This window comes from Oceaniovalibus guishaninsula JLT2003 (assembly GCF_000299575.1).
Taxonomy (GTDB): Bacteria; Pseudomonadota; Alphaproteobacteria; order Rhodobacterales; family Rhodobacteraceae; genus Palleronia; species Palleronia guishaninsula.
This window is the reverse complement of the sequence record NZ_AMGO01000011.1, coordinates 117699-138003: the sequence shown is the minus strand read 5'-3', so window position 1 is coordinate 138003 and position 20305 is coordinate 117699. Positions and strand designations below refer to the sequence as shown.

At 68.2% G+C, this 20305-nt stretch carries 22 protein-coding genes; 9 read left to right on the top strand and 13 right to left on the bottom strand.

Features of this window, described 5'->3' with window-relative positions; all coding sequences use genetic code 11:
* The 6 genes from OCGS_RS04215 to OCGS_RS04190 all read right to left on the bottom strand — a co-directional run bounded on the left by OCGS_RS04215 (position 1) and on the right by OCGS_RS04190 (position 5270).
* The gene (locus OCGS_RS04215) at positions 1–405 is read right to left on the bottom strand and encodes an ASCH domain-containing protein (RefSeq protein WP_007425990.1); all 405 of its coding nucleotides are present in this window, start codon (positions 403–405) and stop codon (positions 1–3) included.
* Positions 406–419: 14 nt separating this feature from the next.
* Positions 420–2024: a carboxyl transferase domain-containing protein gene (locus OCGS_RS04210; RefSeq protein ID WP_007425989.1), complete on the bottom strand. Its 1605-nt coding sequence runs from the start codon at positions 2022–2024 to the stop codon at positions 420–422.
* A 73-nt stretch (positions 2025–2097) separates the two neighbouring features.
* Entirely contained in the window at positions 2098–2385 is a 288-nt protein-coding gene (locus OCGS_RS04205) for a hypothetical protein (RefSeq protein ID WP_007425988.1), read from the bottom strand.
* A 10-nt stretch (positions 2386–2395) separates the two neighbouring features.
* Positions 2396–3559, bottom strand: coding sequence for an acyl-CoA dehydrogenase family protein (locus OCGS_RS04200; RefSeq protein WP_007425987.1), 1164 nt, complete (start codon positions 3557–3559; stop codon positions 2396–2398).
* Between the two features lie 66 nt (positions 3560–3625).
* Complete coding sequence (locus tag OCGS_RS04195) at positions 3626–4477, bottom strand: formate/nitrite transporter family protein (protein ID WP_007425986.1); 852 nt, start codon at positions 4475–4477, stop codon at positions 3626–3628.
* 55 nt (positions 4478–4532) lie between these two features.
* Positions 4533–5270: a DsbA family protein gene (locus tag OCGS_RS04190; RefSeq protein ID WP_007425985.1), complete on the bottom strand. Its 738-nt coding sequence runs from the start codon at positions 5268–5270 to the stop codon at positions 4533–4535.
* 133 nt (positions 5271–5403) lie between these two features.
* Here OCGS_RS04190 and OCGS_RS04185 point away from each other — a divergent pair, with 133 nt between their 5' ends.
* Together OCGS_RS04185 and OCGS_RS04180 are read left to right on the top strand one after the other, a co-directional pair.
* Entirely contained in the window at positions 5404–6543 is a 1140-nt protein-coding gene (locus OCGS_RS04185; protein ID WP_007425984.1) for a pyridoxal phosphate-dependent aminotransferase, read from the top strand.
* 121 nt (positions 6544–6664) lie between these two features.
* Complete coding sequence (locus tag OCGS_RS04180; RefSeq protein WP_007425983.1) at positions 6665–9166, top strand: penicillin-binding protein 1A; 2502 nt, start codon at positions 6665–6667, stop codon at positions 9164–9166.
* A gap of 24 nt (positions 9167–9190) precedes the next feature.
* On the opposite strand, the gene OCGS_RS04175 is transcribed toward OCGS_RS04180, so the two are convergent.
* Positions 9191–9799: a 3'-5' exonuclease family protein gene (locus OCGS_RS04175; protein ID WP_007425982.1), complete on the bottom strand. Its 609-nt coding sequence runs from the start codon at positions 9797–9799 to the stop codon at positions 9191–9193.
* 108 nt (positions 9800–9907) lie between these two features.
* Here OCGS_RS04175 and prfB point away from each other — a divergent pair, with 108 nt between their 5' ends.
* Positions 9908–11035 (top strand): peptide chain release factor 2, encoded by a 1128-nt coding sequence (gene prfB, locus OCGS_RS04170; protein WP_007425981.1) that lies wholly within the window; start codon positions 9908–9910, stop codon positions 11033–11035.
* Here the strand turns inward: prfB and OCGS_RS04165 are convergent.
* A complete protein-coding gene (locus OCGS_RS04165) occupies positions 11032–12111 on the bottom strand; it encodes an FAD-dependent oxidoreductase (RefSeq protein WP_007425980.1) in 1080 nt (359 codons plus the stop codon). The genes prfB and OCGS_RS04165 overlap by 4 nt on opposite strands.
* Before the next feature lie 61 nt (positions 12112–12172).
* Positions 12173–12595: an RNA polymerase-binding protein DksA gene (gene dksA, locus OCGS_RS04160; protein ID WP_007425979.1), complete on the bottom strand. Its 423-nt coding sequence runs from the start codon at positions 12593–12595 to the stop codon at positions 12173–12175.
* Positions 12596–12785: 190 nt separating this feature from the next.
* Here dksA and OCGS_RS04155 point away from each other — a divergent pair, with 190 nt between their 5' ends.
* Positions 12786–13625 (top strand): AAA family ATPase, encoded by an 840-nt coding sequence (locus OCGS_RS04155; protein WP_007425978.1) that lies wholly within the window; start codon positions 12786–12788, stop codon positions 13623–13625.
* A gap of 48 nt (positions 13626–13673) precedes the next feature.
* Here OCGS_RS04155 and OCGS_RS14490 read toward each other — a convergent pair whose 3' ends face one another.
* Both OCGS_RS14490 and OCGS_RS04145 read right to left on the bottom strand, forming a co-directional pair.
* The gene (locus OCGS_RS14490) at positions 13674–13991 is read right to left on the bottom strand and encodes a helix-turn-helix domain-containing protein (protein WP_007425977.1); all 318 of its coding nucleotides are present in this window, start codon (positions 13989–13991) and stop codon (positions 13674–13676) included.
* On the bottom strand, positions 13988–14329 hold the full coding sequence (locus tag OCGS_RS04145; protein ID WP_007425976.1) for a hypothetical protein: 342 nt from the start codon (positions 14327–14329) through the stop codon (positions 13988–13990). Before OCGS_RS04145 ends, OCGS_RS14490 begins: the two co-directional genes overlap by 4 nt.
* A 149-nt stretch (positions 14330–14478) precedes the next feature.
* Between OCGS_RS04145 and OCGS_RS04140 the strand changes: the two genes are divergently transcribed.
* From OCGS_RS04140 to OCGS_RS04120, 5 genes are all read left to right on the top strand, one after another.
* A complete protein-coding gene (locus OCGS_RS04140) occupies positions 14479–15876 on the top strand; it encodes a DUF2927 domain-containing protein (protein WP_007425975.1) in 1398 nt (465 codons plus the stop codon).
* Positions 15873–16037 (top strand): hypothetical protein, encoded by a 165-nt coding sequence (locus tag OCGS_RS15295; protein ID WP_007425974.1) that lies wholly within the window; start codon positions 15873–15875, stop codon positions 16035–16037. Before OCGS_RS04140 ends, OCGS_RS15295 begins: the two co-directional genes overlap by 4 nt.
* Positions 16038–17222, top strand: a complete 1185-nt coding sequence (locus OCGS_RS04130; RefSeq protein WP_007425973.1) for a vWA domain-containing protein — start codon at positions 16038–16040, stop codon at positions 17220–17222.
* 67 nt (positions 17223–17289) lie between these two features.
* Positions 17290–17718, top strand: a complete 429-nt coding sequence (locus OCGS_RS04125) for an OsmC family protein (RefSeq protein WP_007425972.1) — start codon at positions 17290–17292, stop codon at positions 17716–17718.
* A gap of 115 nt (positions 17719–17833) precedes the next feature.
* The gene (locus OCGS_RS04120) at positions 17834–18517 is read left to right on the top strand and encodes a M48 family metallopeptidase (RefSeq protein ID WP_007425971.1); all 684 of its coding nucleotides are present in this window, start codon (positions 17834–17836) and stop codon (positions 18515–18517) included.
* Here OCGS_RS04120 and OCGS_RS04115 read toward each other — a convergent pair.
* Both OCGS_RS04115 and OCGS_RS04110 read right to left on the bottom strand, forming a co-directional pair.
* Positions 18506–19048 (bottom strand): RSP_2648 family PIN domain-containing protein, encoded by a 543-nt coding sequence (locus OCGS_RS04115; RefSeq protein ID WP_040610485.1) that lies wholly within the window; start codon positions 19046–19048, stop codon positions 18506–18508. The genes OCGS_RS04120 and OCGS_RS04115 overlap by 12 nt on opposite strands.
* The gene (locus OCGS_RS04110; protein ID WP_007425969.1) at positions 19045–20244 is read right to left on the bottom strand and encodes an RSP_2647 family RNA methyltransferase; all 1200 of its coding nucleotides are present in this window, start codon (positions 20242–20244) and stop codon (positions 19045–19047) included. The genes OCGS_RS04115 and OCGS_RS04110 overlap by 4 nt, the downstream gene beginning before the upstream one ends.
* Positions 20245–20305 lie beyond the last annotated feature (61 nt).

Genomic DNA, 20305 nt, shown 5'->3' with positions numbered 1-20305 from the left:
TCACCGTGCATCGAGATCCTCCAACAGCCGGAACCGCTCGCAGACCAGCATCATTTCCGGGTCGTATCCGCCGTTGCGCGCGAAGAACCTCTCGTGTCCCATGCGCCACTCCTCGAACGTGCCCTCGCCCTCGGCCAGGGCAATTCCCTCGGGCACGTCGCGAAAGCGCACAAGGGTGACTTCGGTCGTCTCGATCACCAGCGCAGGCGTTCCGTCCCGGTCCAGCGCGATGTCTCGGCGTCCGACGACCGGCATCGGTTCGCCCGCCTCGAAATCGCGCAGCGCGCCGCAGGTCGCGGTCTTGGCGCCCGACCGGGCCGCCGCCAGCAACGCGGCGCAAAGGTCGGGACCGTCCCCGAAGGTGAAGGTTTCGGCACCCGGATAAGCGCTGGCCAGCCGTTCCATGACGTCGGCCCCGCTCACATCCGAAAGACGCCGAACCGCGTCTCCTCGATTGGGGCGTTCAGGGCGGCGCGCAGCGACAGGGCCAGCACGTCGCGGGCCTTGCGCGGATCGACGATGCCGTCGTCCCAAAGCCGCGCCGAGGCATAGAGCGGATCGGACTGCTCCTCGAACTGCGCGACGATGGGCGCGCGGAACGCCGCCTCGTCCGCCTCGGACCAGGGCTCGCCGCGCGCCTCCATCGCGTCGCGGCGCACGGTGGCCAGCACCCCCGCCGCCTGCGGGCCCCCCATGACGGAAATGCGGCTGCCAGGCCACGACCACATGAACCGCGGCTGATAGGCGCGTCCCGCCATGCCGTAATTGCCCGCCCCGAAACTGCCGCCGATCACCATCGTCACCTTGGGCACCGCCGTCGTCGCCACCGCCGTCACCATCTTGGCGCCGTGTCGCGCGATGCCCTCGTTCTCGTACCGGCGTCCGACCATGAAGCCCGTGATGTTCTGCAAGAAGACCAGCGGGATGGACCGCTGCGAACACAGCTCGACGAAATGCGCGCCCTTCTGCGCCGCCTCGCTGAACAGCACGCCGTTATTGGCCACGATCCCGCAGGGAATGCCCGCCAGATGCGCGAAGCCCGTCACCAGCGTATAGCCGAACCGCGCCTTGAACTCGTCGAACCGGCTGCCGTCCACCATCCGCGCGATCACCTCGCGCACGTCATAGGGCGCCGTCAGCTGCGCGGGCACGATCCCCAGGATCTCCTCGGGGTCATAGGCGGGCGGTTCGGGGTTGCGCCGGTCCACCGCCGCACCGGCGTCCCGGCCCAGCGACGCCACCGCCTGCCGCGCCAGCGCCAGCGCATGCGCGTCGTCCTCGGCCAGATAATCGGCCACGCCCGACAGCCGCGTATGCACGTCGCCGCCGCCCAGATCCTCGGCCGTCACGACCTCGCCCGTGGCCGCGCGGACCAGCGGCGGGCCGGCCAGAAAGATCGTGCCCTGATCGCGCACGATGATCGTCACGTCCGACATCGCGGGCACATAGGCGCCCCCCGCCGTGCACGACCCCATGACGACCGCGATCTGCGCGATGCCCTTGGCGCTCATCCGCGCCTGGTTGTAAAAGATGCGCCCGAAATGGTCGCGGTCGGGGAAAACCTCGTCCTGCTGGGGCAGGTTGGCGCCGCCCGAATCGACCAGATAGAGACAGGGCAACCGGCATTCCTCGGCGATCTCCTGCGCGCGCAGATGCTTTTTCACGCTCATCGGGAAATAGGTGCCGCCCTTCACGGTGGCGTCGTTGCACACCACCATCACGTCGCGGCCCTGCACGCGACCCACCCCGGCGATGACGCCCGCGCCGGGGGCGGCGCCGTCGTACATCCCGTGCGCGGCGGTCGCGCCGATTTCCAGAAACGGCGATCCGGGGTCCAGCAGCCCCGCGATCCGGTCGCGCGGCAGCAGCTTGCCGCGTTTCGTATGCCGGTCGCGCGCCCGCTCGCCGCCGCCTTCCGCCGCCTGCCGGGCGGCATCGCCCACGCGGTCGATCAGCGCCAGGTGATGCGCGCGGTTGGCGGCGAACTCCGCCCCGCCGGTCACGATGGTCGAGCCTAGCTTCACCCTGCGGTCCCGTTCCTGCCTGCCATCCGCCGCAGCCTAGTGGGGCTGTCGCGCACCGGCAAGCGCTGCGGCGTCATGCCGACGGCGCGCCCGGCGGCAGGATGCGTCCGCGCCGGTCCAGACGATAAATGCGCGCGGCACCCGCGCCCGACCGGCAGATCACGGCGATCCAGACGCCCGGCCCCGATCCGGGCCGCCCGACGCAATCGGTTTCGGCCGCCCCCTGCCCCGCCGCCGCCATCGCGGCGACATGGCGCTGCGCCACCGCGCGGATCGCGTCGCCCTCGTCCGGCAGGCGTCCCCAGGCCCAGCCCGCGACCGCCGCCGGAACCGCAAGACACAACAGGACCCGCCAGATCAAGCCGCCCTTCTCACCGCATCGCCCCCATCAGCTCGCGCCCGATCAGCATGCGCCGGATCTCGCTGGTGCCGGCGCCGATCTCCATCAGCTTGGCGTCGCGGAACATGCGGCTGACGGCCACGTCGTTCATGAACCCCGCGCCGCCCAGCGCCTGCACCGCCTGATGCGCGACCTCCATCGCCTTCTCGCTGGCGTAAAGCACGCAGGCGGCGGCGTCCTGGCGGGTGACGCGGCCCGCGTCGCAGGCGCGCGCGACCTCATAGACATAGGCCCGCGCGGTGTTCATCGCGACATACATGTCGGCGATCTTGCCCTGCATCAACTGGAACGATCCCACCGGCTGCCCGAATTGCCGCCGCTCGGCGATATAGGGCATCACCTCGTCCAGACAGGCCGCCATCAGGCCCGTGCCGATGCCCGACAGCACCACGCGTTCGTAATCCAGCCCCGACATCAGCACCTTCACGCCGCCGCCCTCGGTGCCCAGCACGTTGTCGAAGGGCACCTCCACGTCGTCGAAGATCAGCTCGGCCGTGTTCGATCCGCGCATCCCCAGCTTGTCGAAATGCGCCGATTGCGTGAAGCCGGTCATCGACTTCTCGATCAGGAAGGCGGTGATGCCGCGGCTGCCCGCCTCGGGGTCGGTCTTGGCATAGACGACCAGCGTTTCCGCCTCGGCGCCGTTGGTGATCCAGTATTTCGTGCCCGACAGGCGGTAGTGATCGTTGCGCTTTTCCGCGCGCAGCTTCATGCCCACCACGTCCGATCCGGCCCCCGCTTCCGACATGGCCAGCGCGCCGACATGCCGCCCCGCGACCAGCGGCGGCAGGTAACGCTGCCGCTGCGCGTCGGTGCCGTTCAGCGCGATCTGGTTCACGCACAGGTTGGAATGCGCGCCATAGCTCAGCGACACGCTGGCGCTGGCGCGGGCGATCTCCTCGACGGCGACGACATGCGCCAGATAGCCCATCCCCGCGCCGCCGTATTCCTCGGGCACGGTGATGCCCAGCAGCCCCAGATCGCCCATCTCTGGCCACAGATCCGCAGGAAAATCGTTGGTGCGGTCGATCTCGCCGGCGATGGGCTTCACCCGCTCCTGCGCCCAGCGATGCACGGTCTCGCGCAGGGCGTTCACGTCCTCGCCCAGATCGAAGGTCATGGATGCGTCGAACATGAAGGCACTCTCCGGGGTTGCGGCCCCGCGACGGTAGGACAGCCGCGACCGCTTGAAAAGCGCGCGTTACGCGTCGTCGCGTACCTCGGACTTGACCTGCGCCCAGGTGATCAGCGTGAACACCGCCGTTCCGCCGGCGAAGTTCCCCGCCAGAACCGGCAGCCAGAACCCCACGAATCCCTCCGCCACGCCCAGATGCCCCGTCACCATCAGAAAGGCCATCTCGACCGACCCGGCGACCACATGGGCGAAATCCCCGACCGAGATCAGCCAGGTGAACATCACGATCAGCAGCAGCCCGTTATGCGGCAGCGCGGGCAACATCCAGACCAAGGCGGCGATCAGCACGCCCGCGGGGATCGCCCTGGCGAAGGCGGTCCAGCCCGAAATGCTGGTCGCATGTTCGGAAATGGCGCGCACGGCCGCCACCAGATCGTCGGACACCCCGCCCGAATAGGCGATGAACAGCGCCGCGACGAAGCAGCCCGCAACGTTGCACGACAGCACGATCGCCCAAAGCCGCGCGGTGCAGATGAAATAGTGCCGCGACGGTCCGGCCATCAGCGGCAGGACGGTGCTGATGGTGTTTTCGGTGAAAAGCTGCATCCGCCCCAGAATCACCAGAACGAAGCCGAACGAATAGCCCAGGCTCTGCACCAGCCCGCTCCAGGCGGCATGCTCGGGCAGATGCGTCCTGAACACCGCCTCGCCCAGGACAGAGAAAGCGATGAGGATTCCCGCGGCCAGCGCCGAGAAGGTCAGCGACATCACCGGGCGCGACATCTCGTCCAGGCCGTCGCGGCGCACGACCTCATAGATCAGCCGGGCCGTCAGGCGGCCCGCCTCGTTGACGGACGCCTCCTCCTCCTCGGATTCGGTGGCGCTTCCGTTCTTTTTCGCTTCGTCCGATGCGCTCACGATGTCAGTCCGGGCATGCCGCCCAATCGCGGACGGCCCGTCCGGTTCCCCCGCATCAGCCCTCGCGCTCGGCCTCGACGATTTGCTGCATCGCCTCCAGCGGCACATAGCCGCGCACAAGCTGGTCGCCGATGACGAAGCTCGGCGTGCCGTTGATCGCCAGCGCCTGCGCCAGCGCGTGATTCTCGGTGATGATGCGATCCACCTCGGCATCGTCCATGCCCGCCAGGATCGCCTGCGCGTCCAGATCGGCCGCGCGCGCGACATCGGCCAGCGCCTCGGGCGTCACGTCGCCGCGCAGGGCGATCAGCGCGTCGTGCACCGTCTCGTAGGCCGCATCGCCCGCCTCGCGCAGCGTCGCGATGGCGAAGCGGCTGGCCAGCACCGATTGCTCGCCGAGAATGGGAAACTCCTTGACGATCAGCCGGATATTGCCGTCGCTTTCCAGCAGCTCGGCCACTTCCGGCGCCGCCCGACGGCAATAGCCGCAGCGGTAATCCATGAACTCCACCACCGTCAGGTCGCCCTCGGGGTTGCCGCCGACCCACGAATGGCCGTCGCCGGTCAGCGCGTCCCTGTTGGCGGCGACGATCTGGCTGTCGCCCGCCGCCTGCGCCTCGGCCTGCCGCGTTTCCAGCACGCCGATCGCCTCCATCAGCACTTCGGGGTTTTCCATCAGGTAATCGCGCACCTCGGCGCGGAACGTCTCGCGCTCGGCATCGGTCATGGCGGCGATATCGGCGGCCGCGGGCGCGGCAAACGCCAGCAGGGCAAGGGGCAGGGCTTTCAGCATGGGACGCTCCGGCGAATGGGTCGCGGCACCATTCCCGCGATGGCGCCCGCGCGCAAGCGCGATGGCCCGATCGTGATCGGTTGACCCCGCCCGCCGGGCGCGGCAGGACGGGCCTGAATTGCGGAGAACCCCCATGCGACAATCCTCGCGCGGCGACGTGGACGCCTTCATCGTCATGGACGTGATGGAGGCCGCGCGCGCCGCCGACGCGCAAGGTTGCGACATCGTGCACATGGAGGTGGGCCAGCCCGCCACCCCCGCGCCGCAGGGCGCGCGCGACGCGCTGGTGCGCGCGATGGCGTCGGGGCCTCTGGGCTATACGGTCGCGCTGGGCCTGCCCGAACTGCGCGCGCGCATCGCGCGCCATTACGCCGACTGGTATGGCGTCGATCTGGATCCGGCGCGCGTCGTCGTCACCTCGGGCGCCTCGGCGGGCTTCCTGCTGGCCTTCACCGCGCTTTTCGACGCCGGCGACCGCGTGGGCCTCGGCCTGCCCGGCTATCCCAGCTATCGCCACATCCTCAAGGCGCTGTCGCTGCGCGCCGTGGGGATCGAGACGCATCTGGAACACCGGATGCAGCCCGTCCCCGATACCCTGCCCGGTGATCTGGCGGGCCTCATCCTCGCCTCGCCCGGCAATCCGGCGGGCACCATGTTGGACCGCGCGGCTTTGGGCGGGCTGCTGGACGCCGCGCGGGATCGCGGCATCGCCGTGGTGGCGGACGAGATCTATCACGGCATCGACTACGGCACGCGCGCCACGTCGGCGCTTGAACTGACCGACGACGTCTATGTCATCAATTCCTTCTCGAAATACTTCTCGATGACCGGCTGGCGGATCGGCTGGATGATCGTGCCGCCGGATCACGTCCGCCGGGTCGAGCGGCTGGCGCAGAACATGTTCATCTGCCCCGTCCATGCCAGCCAGATCGCTGCGCTGGCTGCGTTCGACTGCGCGGACGAACTGAACGCGCACCGCGCCGTCTATGCCGCCAACCGCGATCTGTTGCTGGCGGGGCTGCCCGCCGCCGGGTTCGACCGCATCGCACCCCCCGACGGGGCCTTCTACATCTATGCCGACACCTCGGCGCTGGGGCCGGATTCGCTGGCGCTGTCGCGCGAAATCCTCGACCGCGCCCGCGTCGCGGTGACGCCCGGCCTCGACTTCGACCCGACCCGCGGCGCGTCGTGGATGCGGCTCTCCTATGCCGGCAGCACCGAACGCATGCGCGAGGGCCTGCGCCGCCTGACCGACTGGCACGCCGACCGCTGACCGCCCCTCACAAGGCCGTCACCCGGCGCCTTTCCGCCCCCGCCGGTTTTGACGCAGACCCCGCCCTGCCCTATAAACCGCGTCCGGTGCCCGGACAGGGCAGCGCCTTTGGGGGCCCCACATGATCCGCTTCGTCCTGTCGATCCTCGGCGGCATCTTCTCGCTCGTGACCATCGGCGCGCTCTTTGCCGCGCTGACCATCGGCGGGGTGTTCTGGATGTATGGGCGCGACCTGCCCGATACCGACCAGCTCGCCCAGTACCAGCCCCCCACGGTCAGCCGCATCTATTCGGGCGAAGGCCGCATCATCGACGAATTCGCCACCGAGCGCCGCCTCTTCGTCCCGGCCGAAGAGATCCCCGATCTGGTCAAGGCGGCCTTCATCTCGGCCGAGGACAAGACCTTCTATCAGCATCAGGGCTACGACCCGATGGGGATGCTGTCGGCGGCGGTGGACGCCGCGCGCGGCGGCGCGGTGCGCGGCGCCTCGACCATCACCCAGCAGGTGATGAAGAACTTCCTTCTGGGCGGCGAACGCTCGGCCGAGCGCAAGGTTAAGGAACTGATCCTCGCCAGCCGGATCGAGGACACGCTGAGCAAGGAGAAGATCCTCGAACTCTACATGAACGAGATCTTTCTGGGCCAGAACAGCTTCGGCGTCGCCGCCGCCGCGCAGACCTATTTCAACAAGCCCCTCGCCGACCTGACCCCGGCCGAGGCCGCGTATCTGGCGGCGCTGCCCAAGGCGCCCAGCACCTATCACCCCGTGCGCGCCCGCGACCGCGCGATCGAACGGCGCAACTACGTCCTGGGCCAGATGCGCGACAACGGCTATCTCGACCGGGCCGCCTACGAGGCCGCCATCGCGGCCCCCCTCGACACCGTGCAGGGCGGCCAGATCGACAGTTTCAAATCCGCCCTGCCGCCCCGCGACTACTTCACCGACGAAATCCGCCGCCAGCTCAGCCGCGATTACGGCGAGGGCGAGTTTCTGGGCGGTGGCCTTGCCGTGCGCGCCACCATCGACCCCGACCTTCAGGACGACGCCGCCGAGGCGCTGCGCCGCGCGCTGGAACAATACGACCGGGGCCTGGGCCGCTGGCGCGGATCGGGCAAGACCATCCCGCCCGAGCAGCTGGACAACTGGCGCGAGGCGCTGGCCGAGACCGAGATCGCCCGCGACATCCATCTGGAGAACGAATGGTTCCCCGCCGTCGTGCTGGGGATCGAGGGCGGCGAGGCGAGACTCGGCATCGAGGGCTGGGCCGAGGGCGACCCCGATCCGGTCGTGCCCGCGAAGGACGTGGAATGGACCGGCAAGCCGATGGACGCGATCCTGTCGGTGGGCGATGTCGTCCATGTCCGCGCCATGACCGCCGACGAGGACGGCGCCTTCATCCGCTGGACGCTGCGGCAGGTGCCCGCCGTCCAGGGCGCGTTCATGGCGATGGATGTGCATACCGGGCGCGTTCTGGCGATGCAGGGCGGCTTCAGCTATCAGCATTCGGTCTTCAACCGCGCCACGCAGGCCACCCGCCAGCCCGGTTCGGCCTTCAAGCCCTTCGTCTATGCCGCCGCGCTCGATTCGGGCTTCACGCCGGCCACCATCGTCGTCGATGCCCCGATCGAGGTGAACACGCCGCAGGGCCTCTGGCGACCCAAGAATTATTCCAACCGCTTCTACGGCCCCACGCCGCTGCGCACCGGGATCGAACAGTCGCGCAACCTGATGACCGTCCGTCTGGCCGAGGAGATGGGCATGGACACCGTCGCGCGCTACGCCGAACGCTTCGGCGTCTACGACAATATGGGCCGGTATCTGGCCAATTCGCTGGGGGCCGAGGAAACGACGCTCTACAAGATGGTCGCGGCTTACGCGATGTTCGCCAATGGCGGCGAACGGGTGGAACCGACGCTGGTGGACCGCGTGCAGGACCGCTATGGCAAGACCGTCTATCGCCACGACAGGCGCACCTGCGTCGATTGCCTGCTGCCCTCGCTGCCGCCCGGCAAGGGACCGCAGATCGTGTCCGAGAACGATCAGGTGATGAACGCCATCACCGCCTATCAGCTCACCTCGATGCTCAAGGGCGTGGTCGAACGCGGCACCGCGCGCGGCAAGATCGACCTCGGCGTGCCCACCGCCGGCAAGACCGGCACCACGAACGACGAAAAGGATGCATGGTTCGTCGGCTTCACCTCGAACATCGCGGCGGGGTGCTATATCGGCTACGACCGTCCGCGTCCGATGGGCCGGTCGGGTTCGGGCGGCGGGCTTTGCGCGCCGGTCTTCAACAGCTTCATGAAGGCGGCGACGGCGAAATACGGCGGCGGCCCGTTCCGCATCCCGCCCGGCGGCCGCTTCATCAACATCGACCGCTTCACCGGCGCGCGGCTGTCCGACGACGCCACCGGCGACAACGTGGTCGCCGAGTATTTCCGCCTTGGCGAAGAGCCGCTCTTCGGCGTGGCCTACGATGGCGGCTTCGCGATGGGCGCCAACCTGCCGCTCTACCAGCAATCGGGCGGCGCCCAGCAGGTCCGTTCGGGCGGCGGCGGCACGGCCGTCATTCCGGGCCGCAAGGCCACGTTCGGCTCGATGTCCTCGGGCGGGTTGTATTAGGGGCGGATCGGGGACGCCCCGCTGTCACTCGAAGTCAAAGGACTGCAACGTCCCGCTTCTCAGGAAGCTTCGAAGCACATAGGCGACCGACAGGGCGTCATCCAGCGCATCATGCCCCCGAAGCGGCGGATGCGCGATGCCGAAATGGTCGGCCAGCCGGTCGCTGCGGGTCTTCTCCAAATCCTCATAGGGCATCCCGGCCTTCAGCAGAAGGTGGCACGCATTCCCGAACTGCGCAGCGGGAATCGGCGGCGGAACGTCCTCGACGTAACAGCTGATCGCCACCATGTTGAACTCGTCCTTGCCCCACGACCATAGACGCGCGCCCGAGGCAAAACCGCTGACCTGTCCAAGCGCGTCGCCCAACCGCAGCCCTTCGCGCTCGACATGGTCCTCCGCGATTCCCGTCAACTTGGTGAAGAATGGTTCCAGTGCCACGCGCTTGCCATGCCGATCGTGCGGAACGACGTAAAGGCGCAGCGTCTCGATCAGTGGAAAGTCTGGTTCCAGCCCCAATTTCACCGCCCCGATCTGGGCAACGACCGGATCAGGGTCATACGGCCCGCACCAGAAGCGCGAAGGCGCCCCTCCGGCGGTCAGGAACTCGCAGTCGAAGACGACGGTGTGTTTCATGGCGATCCTCCCTGCCTTTGACTTTAACCCCGCGCGCGCCGGGCGGCACCCCTCCCTTGCCCCCTTCCCCCGCAAGGTTACATCGCAAGACCACAGCAAGGATCCCCCATGCGCGCCGAAATCCAGACCGTCACCGCCGCCATCCGCAAGTCGCTCGACCTGCTCGCCCAGCGGATGGACTGGCCGACCGCCGCGCACCGGCTGGAGGAGTTTGACGCCCGCGTCGAGGATCCCGCGCTCTGGGACGATCCCGACACCGCGCAGAAGCTGATGCGCGACCGCCAGACGCTGGTGGATGCGATGGACCGCTACCGCACCATGACCCGCGAACTCGACGACAATGTCGAGCTGATCGCGCTGGGCGAGGCCGAGGGCGACGCCGACATCGTGGCCGAGGCCGAAGCGGCCCTTCGCGGCCTGCGCGACCGCGCCGCCGAGGCCGAGATCGAGGCGCTTCTGAACGGCGAAGCGGACGCCAACGACACCTTCCTCGAAATCAACTCGGGCGCGGGCGGCACCGAATCCTGCGACTGGGCCGCGATGCTGGCGCGGATGTATGTCCGCTGGGCGGAAAAGAAGGGCTACAAGGTCGAGCTTCAGTCCGAATCTCCGGGCGAGGAGGCGGGCATCAAGTCCGCCGCCTACAAGATCAGCGGCCACAACGCCTATGGTTGGCTGAAATCCGAATCCGGCGTGCATCGCCTGGTCCGCATCAGCCCCTATGACAGCGCCGCGCGCCGCCATACCTCGTTCAGCAGCGTCTGGGTCTATCCCGTGGTGGACGACAATATCGAGATCGAGGTCAACCCCTCCGACATCCGCCTCGACACCTACCGGTCCTCGGGCGCGGGCGGCCAGCACGTCAACACCACGGATTCGGCGGTGCGCATCACCCACATCCCCACCGGCATCGTCGTCACATCCTCGGAAAAGTCCCAGCACCAGAACCGCGACATCGCCATGAAGGCGCTGAAATCGCGGCTCTACCAGATGGAACTCGACCGCCGGAACGCCGACATCAACGCCGCGCACGAGGCCAAGGGCGATGCCGGCTGGGGCAACCAGATCCGCTCCTACGTCCTGCAACCCTACCAGATGGTCAAGGATCTGCGCACCCAGGTCGAAACGTCCGACACCCAGGGCGTGCTCGACGGCGATCTCGACCGCTTCATGGCCGCCACCCTGGCGCAGGACGTCACCGGCAAAAGCCGCGCCGAGGCGACCGCCGAAGACTAGCCCCGCGTCACGTCGCAGCCGTAAAGCCAGTCCAGCCGCCGCAGCATCAGCGTCCCCGGCGCCATCCGCAGGGCCGCATGCGCCGCCAGCCGCGCCGGGCCGCGCAGGTGATAGTTGCGCGCATTGGCGTTCGCGGCGGCAATGGCGCGCACCGCGCGGGGCCGCCGCAAAGCCTGATAGCGCGGCAGGTCGTCCGCCTGCGCGGCCAGCACCCAGGCATCCTCCAGCGCCAGATTGGCCCCCTGCGCCAGAAACGGCAGCGTCGGATGCGCGGCATCGCCCAGCAGCGCCAGCCGCCCTGCCTGCCATATCTGCGCCACCTCATGCCGGAACAGCCCCCAGAGGTTCACGCCATCGACGCGGCCCAGCAGATCGCGCGCCTCGCCGAAGCCGGCAAAGGCCGCGCGGAACGCGTCCGGGTCGCCCGCATGGTGCCAACCCTCGGCGGTCCAGTCGCGCCGTTCCTCGACGCCCACCAGGTTCACCGTCCCGCCCCGCAGCGGATAGGCGACCAGATGCCGCCCCGGCCCCATCCGCACCACCGCCTCGCGCGCCGCGTCCCCCGGCACCGTCGCGCGCCACGCCACCTGCCCGGTGAAGAACGGATGGGCCGGCCCGTTCAGCACCCCCCGCGCCACCGAATGCAGCCCGTCCGCCGCCGCCACCAGATCGAACGCCTCGCCATCCACCCGGCCGTCGGTCCCCACCGCGCGCACCGCGCGCCCCAGCCGCAGCGCCACGCCCGCCGCGCGCGCGGCATCCGCCAGCACCCCGATCAGGTCGGCGCGGTGCATCAGCAGGAAGTCCCGTCCCGCCAGATCCATCCGCAGCACAAGCCGCCCCGACGGCCCATCGCGCAGCACCACCGCCGCGCTGCGCAGCCCCGCGGTAGCAATCGCATCGCCCACGCCCAGCGCGCGCAGCACCGCCATGCCGTTGGGGCTGATCTGCAACCCCGCGCCCACTTCCGTCAGGTCCGGCGCGCGCTCGAACACCGCGACGTCATGGCCCCGCCGCGCAAAGGCCAGCGCCGCCGCCAGCCCGCCGATCCCGCCGCCCAGCACCGCCACCCGCATCGCCGCACCCCCAATGAAAAAGGCACCGGTCCCCCGGTGCCCCACCCGTTCCCGCCGGCGATCAGTCGTCGCGATGCACCTTCTCGCGCCGCTCGTGCCGCTCCTGCGCCTCCAGGCTCAGCGTGGCGATGGGGCGCGCATCCAGCCGCTTCAGCGAAATCGGCTCTCCCGTCACCTCGCAATAGCCGTATTCGCCGTTCTCGATCCGCCGCAGCGCCGCGTCGATCTTGGCGACCAGCTTGCGCTGCCGGTCGCGGGTGCGAAGCTCCAGCGCGCGGTCGGTCTCCTCGCTGGCGCGGTCGGCCACGTCGGGGATGTTGCGCGTGCCGTCCTGCAACCCGGTGATCGTGGTCTTGCTCTCGTCCAGCAGATCGGCCCGCCAGTCGATCAGCTTGCGCCGGAAATATTCCTTCTGGCGCGGGTTCATGAAAGGCTCGTCGTCGCGCGGGCGATATTCGTCCGCCGAAAAGCCCGTGACCCTCATATTGCTCATGTCGCTCTCTCCCCGTGACGGGCTGGGCGAAGGGCCCGGCCCGGCATGTCCCTGTGGCGTTTCCCTGCGCGCCCCTTACGGCATGGGCCGGGCGGTGTCACGCGCGATATGTGCGGTTGCGGACGGATCCGCCAAGCCCTAATGTCGGCCGCGACCCCGCCCCCCAGATGGCTGATTTCCAATGCAATTCACATCGACCGACAGCTATGTCGCGACGCAGGATCTGACCGTCGCGGTCAATGCCGCGATCGCCCTCGAACGCCCGCTTCTGGTCAAGGGCGAACCGGGCACCGGCAAGACCGAACTCGCCCGGCAGGTGGCCGCAGCGCTCGACCTGCCGATGATCGAATGGCACGTCAAATCGACCACCCGCGCGCAGCAGGGGCTTTACGAATACGACGCCGTCAGCCGCTTGCGCGATTCACAACTGGGCGATGCGCGCGTGCACGACGTCGCCAATTACATCCGCCCCGGCAAGCTATGGGAGGCGTTCGTCGCCGACACGCGCACCGTCCTGCTCATCGACGAGATCGACAAGGCCGATATCGAGTTTCCGAACGACCTGTTGCAGGAACTCGACCGGATGGAGTTTCACGTCTACGAGACCGGCCAGACGATCCGCGCCCGCCAGCGCCCCATCGTCATCATCACGTCCAACAACGAAAAGGAACTGCCCGACGCCTTCCTGCGCCGCTGTTTCTTCCACTACATCCGCTTCCCGGACATGGAGACGCTGAAAAGGATCGTCGCCGTCCATCATCCGGGCATCAAGGACGCGCTGCTGACCACCGCGCTGACGCAATTTCTGGAACTGCGCGACCAGCCGGGCCTGAAGAAGAAGCCCTCGACCTCCGAAGTGCTCGACTGGCTCAAGCTGCTTCTGGCCGAGGATCTGACGGCCGAGGATCTGCGCCAGAAGGGCACATCGGCCCTGCCCCGCCTGCACGGCGCGCTGCTCAAGACCGAACAGGACGTGCATCTGTTCGAACGGCTGGCCTTCATGGCGCGCGGGCGCGGCTGACCGCGCCCTTTCATCTTTCCCCAAATACCCGAATCCGCCGCCCGCAACTCACGCTTCGCGGGCGATCCGCGCGACCTTCTCGGGTTCCAGCTCGATCATCCGCAGCAGGATGCGCGCCGACCGGTCCGGCCAGCGGCGCGACTGCTCCCAGTTGCGCACGGCGGCGGTGGAAAATCCGAACCGCCGCGCGAAACGGTCCTGCGTCAGCCCCAGCCGCGCGCGCAAGGCCCGCACATCGACCAGCGCGATCTCGCGCTCGCCCAGAACCTCCAGCGGCGCGCTGCCGTCCAGATGCCCGGCAATCGCCGTTTCGGCCTGCGCGTCCCTTTCGGCCTCGGTCATATCGGCATAGCTCTTGTCCGTCATTCGCCCCTCGCTTGCTGCAACTTGCGCTTGATCCAGTCGCGCAGAATGCCCACCGACAATTCCTTCACGAAGGCCACCGCGCGCGATCTGTCGGCGACCGGCGCCTCCACCGGATGCAGGCGATAAAGCAGGATCGTCACGTCGCCCCCCGTTTCGTTCAGCGCGTATTTCGCCCGCACGCCGCGCCACTCCAGCCACAGAAACCCGTCGCCGTCCCGCCGCCCGGCACTCGGATCCCAGATCAGCCGCACGATCAGATCGGCCAGATCCTCCTCGCTCATCCCGCGATGGGCCGCATCGGCATAGACCGTGGGCGACGCGACGCACTGGATCTTCATCCGGCTTCCTTCCCGTCCCGCTCATATACGCCAATGGCGTACAAACTTCAATCCCGATCCCGTCGCGCCCGTCCGAAACCCTGCCGGGCACCCTATCATTCCCCCGCGCATATCGCCAAAATGCCGCCGAACCCCGCCCGGAGCCTGCGATGAGATTCTCCGACCGTCCCGCAGGACTTCTGCGCCGCCTCGCCTTGTGCCTGACGCTTGCGCTGACGGGATGCGCGCCCGCGGCCCAGCCCGTAGCGCGGCTGTCGGTCCCCGCCATGGCGCTGCCGCCGATGAAGGTCTTCGCCGCGTCCCGCGCGCTGCCGCCCACCCGCGCCAACGCGGACATCGCGGCCGACTTCCTCGATCTGTCCTTCCAGCTCGAATCGGGGCGCGCGCTGCCGGTCTTCACCCGGTTCGAGGGGCCGATCACCCTGCGCGTCCTGGGCGACGCGCCGCCGGGTCTGGAACCCGATCTCGGCCGTCTGCTGACCCGGCTGCGGACCGAGGCGCGCATCGCCATCGCGCGCGTCCCCGCCGACCGCCCCGCCGCCATCAACGTCGAAATCGTCCCGCGCGCCGAATTGCAGCGCGCCGTGCCGCAGGCCGCCTGCTTCGTCGTGCCGCGCGTCGCGTCCTGGGCCGAGTTCCGCAGCGATCCGCGCGGCGCGGCGACCGACTGGACGACGCTGACCGAACGCCGCCGCGTCGCCATCTTCATCCCCCGCGACGTGTCCCCGCAGGAAACCCGCGATTGCCTGCACGAGGAGATCGCCCAGTCCCTCGGCCCGCTCAACGACCTCTATCGCCTGACCGACAGCGTCTTCAACGACGACAATTTCCATACCGTGCTGACCGGCTTCGACATGCTGATCCTGCGCGCGACCTACGCGCCCGAACTGCGCTCGGGGATGGACCGCGCGGCGGTGGCGCGCGCCCTGCCCGGCATCATGGCGCGCATCAACCCCGCTGGCCGGCGCGTGGCCGCCAATCCGCGCGCGCTCACCCCGCGCGCCTGGATCGCCGCGATGGAACGTGCGCTCGGCCCGCATGGGAGCGACCGCAGCCGCCAGGCCGCCGCCCGCCGCGCCGTCCGCATCGCCGAGAACGCGGGCTGGACCGACAACCGCGCGGGCTTCGCGCAATTCGCGCTCGGCCGCCTGTCGCTGGGCCGCAATCCCGATCTGGCGCTCGCCAGTTTCCTGCGCGCGGCGTCCCTTTATGCCGCGTCGCCCGAAACCCGCATCCACGAAGCCCATGTCGCCATGCAGCTTGCGGCCTTCGCGCTGGCCGCCGGGCAGCCGCAGGGCACCGTCGCCATCGTCGATGCCAGCACCGACGCCGCCATCGCCGCGCAGAACGCCGCCCTTCTGGCCACCCTGCTGATCCTCAAATCCGAGGCGCTGGTCCTTCTCGACCGTCCCGCCGACGCCGCGGCCCTGCGGCGCGAGGCGCTGGGATGGGCGAGCTACGGCTTCGGCCCCGGCGACGAGGTGCTTCTGCGCGCCGCCGAAATCGCCTCGATCTCTCCCCGTTACCGCAAGGAGACCGCCGCATGATCGTTCTGGCCGGCATCGTCATCGGCGCGCTCTGGGGCGCGCTTACCGCCCGCAAGCGTCAGGGCAACCGCCTCGACATGGCGCAATGGGCCGCCGCCGCCGCCATTGCCGGCGCGCTTCTCGGGCTTATCCTGACGGTGATCCTCGAACGGATGCTGTGAATGTTCCTGCCCTTCTTCGACACGCTGCGCCGCCACCGCGTCCAGGTTTCCCTGCGCGAGTTTCTGGATTTCCTGTCGCTGATGCGCGCCAACCTCGTCACCTACGACGTGGACGGGTTCTACTTCCTCGCCCGCACGGCGCTGGTGAAGGACGAATCCCGCATCGACCGCTTCGACCGCGCCTTCGCCGAAGCCTTCGCCGGCGTCGAGGCGATCCCCCCCGCCGAAATCCTGAACGCGCTCGACCTGCCCGAGGATTGGCTGCGCAAGATGGCCGAAAAGCACCTCACGCCTGAAGAACGGGCCGAGATCCAGGCGCTCGGCGGCTTCGACAAGCTGATGGACACGCTGCGCCAGCGTCTGCGCGACCAGCAGGGCCGCCACCAGGGCGGCAGCAAATGGATCGGCACCGCCGGCACCTCGCCTTTCGGCGCCTACGGCTACAACCCCGAAGGCGTGCGGATCGGTCAGGATGCCAGCCGCCACCGCCGCGGGGTCAAGGTCTGGGACAAGCGCGAGTTTCGCGATTTCGACGACACCCGCGAACTGGGCACACGCACGATCAAGGTCGCGCTGCGCCGTCTGCGCCGCTGGGCGCGCGAAGGGGCGGTGCACGAACTCGACCTGCCCGCTACGATCCGCTCCAGCGCGCATCAGGGCTTCATCGACGTGAAGACCCGCCCCGAACGCCGCAATGCCGTGCGGGTGCTGCTTTTTCTCGACGTGGGCGGCAGCATGGACGATCACGTCACCACCGTGTCCGACCTGTTTTCGGCCGCCAGGTCCGAGTTTCGGCACCTCGAATACTACTACTTCCACAACTGCCTCTACGAAGGCGTCTGGCGCGACAATCGCCGCCGCTGGGACGCGCAGATCCCCACCTGGGACGTGCTGAACACCTACGGTCCCGACTGGCGGTGCATCTTCGTCGGCGACGCCGCCATGTCCCCTTACGAAGTGGCGATGCCCGGCGGTGCCAACGAACACTGGAACGCCGAATCGGGCGAAACCTGGCTGCGCCGCGCCTTCGATCACTGGCCGGCGCATCTCTGGATCAACCCCGTCCCCGAACGATATTGGCCCCATACCCAAAGCACCGCGATGATCCGCGCCATCACCGGCGAAGGACGCATGGTGCCGATGACCCTCGACGGCCTGACGCGGGGCATGAAGGTTCTGGGCTGACCTGCCGGGGGAAGGGAACACCTCCTTCCCTCGCACGTTCTCGCCCCGAACCACGAAAGGATACCCCATGCCCAAGAAGACCGGATCCGCCCACTGGGAAGGCTCGCTGAAGGAAGGCAAAGGCACGATCTCGACCGAGACGGGCGCGCTCGACAAGCAGCGTTATGGCTTCAACTCCCGCTTCGGCGAGGGGCACCATACCAACCCCGAGGAACTGATCGCCGCCGCCCACGCCGCCTGCTTCTCGATGGCGCTGTCGAACATCCTGGGCGATCACGATCTGACCCCCGACAGCATCGACACCAAGGCGACCGTCCAGCTCGACCAGGTCGAGGGCGGGTTCGAGATCTCGAAAATCCACCTCGACGTGACGGCCAGCATTCCGGGCGCGGACGAATCGAAATTCATGGACGCCGCCAAGGCCGCCAAGGAAGGATGCCCGGTCTCCAAGGCGCTGGCCGGCCCGACCATCACGATGGATGCGCGCCTCGCCTGACATCGGCACCGATCCGACGCCGACTTGTACGTTTCGCGTCCTGAATTGTACAAATTGTACATCTCACGCAGGGGCCGCCGCTTGAGCGGCCCCTCGCGCACCCCATATCTCTGGCATGCTCAAGTTCACGCCGATCCTGCTGGCCATTCTTTACGCCGTCGCCATGTACCGCTTCTCGGTCTGGCGCACCAAGCAGGAACTCGACGGGAAATCCACGCAACTCGCTGACGGCAAACTGAAAAAGCTGACCGACCGCATGGCTGAGGCGCTGGATCTCGCCACGATCAAGGTCCATATCTACGAAATCGATCCGGTGAACGGCCTCGCCGCCCCCGATGGCCGCATCTTCATCACCCGCGGCTTCTACGACAAGTATCGCCAAGGCGTTGTAACGGCAGAAGAATTGGCGACCGTCATCGCCCATGAACTCGGCCATGTGGCGCTCGGCCATTCACGGCGCCGGATGATCGACTTCTCGGGCCAGAATGCCCTTCGGACCGCTATGGCCATGATTCTAAGCCGTTTTCTTCCCGGTATCGGCATCCTGATCGCCAACGGCATCGCCTCGCTCCTCGCCGCGCGGCTCAGCCGGTCCGACGAATACGAAGCCGACACCTACGCCTCAGCTTTGCTGCTCAAATCCGGTATCGGAACGTCGCACCAGAAGTCCTTGTTCCGTAAGCTGGAAACCCTGACAGGGCAACGCGGCGCGGTGCCCGCTTGGATGATGAGCCACCCGGCCACCGACAACCGCATCGCCGCCATCGAAGCCAATGAAAGAAAGTGGCTAGGCAGCTAACGCCTTGGCCAGCTTCGGTAATTTCGTCCGCTTCAGCAGACCCCGCAAGGGAAGCGCCTCGCCCGACAACCGCTCGGCCTTGCCATGCACACGCCCCACGACCTCTTGCACAGCATTCGGCACAACACGCTGAAATGCCAGCAGAAACTGATCCGGGGACAGACGCTCGATCCCCTCGGCCGCCAGTGTCGCCCGCGGAAAGTCGTGCGCGTTGAACGTCACGATGACATCCGCCGACGCCGCGACGGCCGTCGCCAGCACATGCACATCGTTCGGATCGGGAAGTGAAAGACGGTCCATAACGTCCTGATCCGCCATGAAAGAAGCCCCCGGCCATGCGGCCTGCAACAGCGCGATCTCGGCCCGCGCGACAGGCTCGGCACCCGGTCCCAGCCTGACCGTGGCCCGCGCCCATTCCTCCAGAATGCGGGCCGACCAGGCGGGGCGATACATTCCTTCCGCCGCGCAACCTATCAATATTTCACGCAAAACCGTCGGGAACAGGACGCAGGCATCCAGAACGGCCCTCACAGCCGAAAGAACAGCGACTTGAGATATCCGCTTTCCGCCAGTTGCGGCAGCACCGGATGATCCGGCCCGGCCGACCCCGAATGCACCAGTTGCGACACCCGCCCGGCACGGCCGATCCCCCGCGCGGATGCGTCACGGAAGGCCGTCATATCAACGGCATGCGAGCAGGAACAAAGGCAGAGATAGCCGCCATCCGCCACCAGCCCCGCCGCCATGCGCGCCACCCGCTCATAGGCGCGCAGCCCCGCTTCCCGCGCGGGCTTGGCCGGTGCGAAGGCGGGCGGATCGCACACGACGACCCCAAACCGCGCCCCCTCGCGCGCCAGTCCTTCCATCACCGCGAACGCATCGCCCTGGCGCGTCCCGAACCGGGTGCCGGTCCCGCTGCGTTCGGCGCCCTCGGACGCCAAGGCCAAGGCCGGTGCGGAAGCATCGACGGCCAAAGCATTTTCCGCACCGCCCGCAAGCATGGCAAGGGCAAATCCACCGACATGGCTGAACACATCCAGCACCTTCTGCCCCCGCGCCAGCCTTGCGGCGAAGGCGTGATTCTCGCGCTGGTCGAAGAACAGCCCGGTCTTCTGTCCGCCGGTCAGATCCGCCAGATAGACGGCGCCGTTCATCGGCACCGCCACCGGCCCGCCCACGCTGCCGCGGATCACGTCCGACCGATCGTCTAACCCTTCCAGCGCCCGCGTCCGCCCCCCCGCATTCTTGACAAAGACCCCTGCGCCCGTCACGGCCTGCAAGGCATCGACAAGCGTTTCCAGCATGTTATCGGCCCAGGCTGCGTTCGGCTGAACAGCCAGCGCATCGCCGAAACGGTCCACCACGACGCCGGGCAACCCGTCCGCCTCGGCATGGATCAGGCGATAGAAGGGCCGCTCGTACAGCCGTTCGCGATGATCCAGCGCGCGGGCGATCCGCCCGGCGAACCAGCTCGTGTCGATGGTTGCCTGCGGATTGCGGTCGAGCATCCGCGCAATGATCTTCGACGCCGGGTTGACGGCCACGACGCCCATGGCGTTGCGATCCGCATCCTCCAGAAGCGCGATCGTGCCGCCCGGCAACTTCCCGGTCCGGCGGTCCACCACCAGTTCGTCCGCGAAAACCCAAGGGGCCCCGTGCCTTATCGCGCGGGCATTGGCCTTGGGGCGAAGGCGGACGACAGGCAGATCGGAACGCGGTTGGGTCATGCACGTTTCCTAGACCGGCCGACCGACAATGGGAAGGCACTCGCTGGTAGCGCTAGCTGCT

What these genes read in the sequence shown, in the direction of transcription:
- OCGS_RS04215 (WP_007425990.1), bottom strand. Translation starts at nt 405, where the DNA reads ATGGAACGGCTGGCCAGCGCTTATCCGGGTGCCGAAACCTTCACCTTC.
- OCGS_RS04200 (WP_007425987.1), bottom strand. Translation starts at nt 3,559, where the DNA reads ATGTTCGACGCATCCATGACCTTCGATCTGGGCGAGGACGTGAACGCC.
- OCGS_RS04190 (WP_007425985.1), bottom strand. Translation starts at nt 5,270, where the DNA reads ATGCTGAAAGCCCTGCCCCTTGCCCTGCTGGCGTTTGCCGCGCCCGCG.
- OCGS_RS04185 (WP_007425984.1), top strand. Translation starts at nt 5,404, where the DNA reads ATGCGACAATCCTCGCGCGGCGACGTGGACGCCTTCATCGTCATGGAC.
- OCGS_RS04180 (WP_007425983.1), top strand. Translation starts at nt 6,665, where the DNA reads ATGATCCGCTTCGTCCTGTCGATCCTCGGCGGCATCTTCTCGCTCGTG.
- OCGS_RS04175 (WP_007425982.1), bottom strand. Translation starts at nt 9,799, where the DNA reads ATGAAACACACCGTCGTCTTCGACTGCGAGTTCCTGACCGCCGGAGGG.
- prfB (WP_007425981.1), top strand. Translation starts at nt 9,908, where the DNA reads ATGCGCGCCGAAATCCAGACCGTCACCGCCGCCATCCGCAAGTCGCTC.
- OCGS_RS04165 (WP_007425980.1), bottom strand. Translation starts at nt 12,111, where the DNA reads ATGCGGGTGGCGGTGCTGGGCGGCGGGATCGGCGGGCTGGCGGCGGCG.
- dksA (WP_007425979.1), bottom strand. Translation starts at nt 12,595, where the DNA reads ATGAGGGTCACGGGCTTTTCGGCGGACGAATATCGCCCGCGCGACGAC.
- OCGS_RS04155 (WP_007425978.1), top strand. Translation starts at nt 12,786, where the DNA reads ATGCAATTCACATCGACCGACAGCTATGTCGCGACGCAGGATCTGACC.
- OCGS_RS14490 (WP_007425977.1), bottom strand. Translation starts at nt 13,991, where the DNA reads ATGACGGACAAGAGCTATGCCGATATGACCGAGGCCGAAAGGGACGCG.
- OCGS_RS04145 (WP_007425976.1), bottom strand. Translation starts at nt 14,329, where the DNA reads ATGAAGATCCAGTGCGTCGCGTCGCCCACGGTCTATGCCGATGCGGCC.
- OCGS_RS04140 (WP_007425975.1), top strand. Translation starts at nt 14,479, where the DNA reads ATGAGATTCTCCGACCGTCCCGCAGGACTTCTGCGCCGCCTCGCCTTG.
- OCGS_RS15295 (WP_007425974.1), top strand. Translation starts at nt 15,873, where the DNA reads ATGATCGTTCTGGCCGGCATCGTCATCGGCGCGCTCTGGGGCGCGCTT.
- OCGS_RS04130 (WP_007425973.1), top strand. Translation starts at nt 16,038, where the DNA reads ATGTTCCTGCCCTTCTTCGACACGCTGCGCCGCCACCGCGTCCAGGTT.
- OCGS_RS04125 (WP_007425972.1), top strand. Translation starts at nt 17,290, where the DNA reads ATGCCCAAGAAGACCGGATCCGCCCACTGGGAAGGCTCGCTGAAGGAA.
- OCGS_RS04120 (WP_007425971.1), top strand. Translation starts at nt 17,834, where the DNA reads ATGCTCAAGTTCACGCCGATCCTGCTGGCCATTCTTTACGCCGTCGCC.
- OCGS_RS04110 (WP_007425969.1), bottom strand. Translation starts at nt 20,244, where the DNA reads ATGACCCAACCGCGTTCCGATCTGCCTGTCGTCCGCCTTCGCCCCAAG.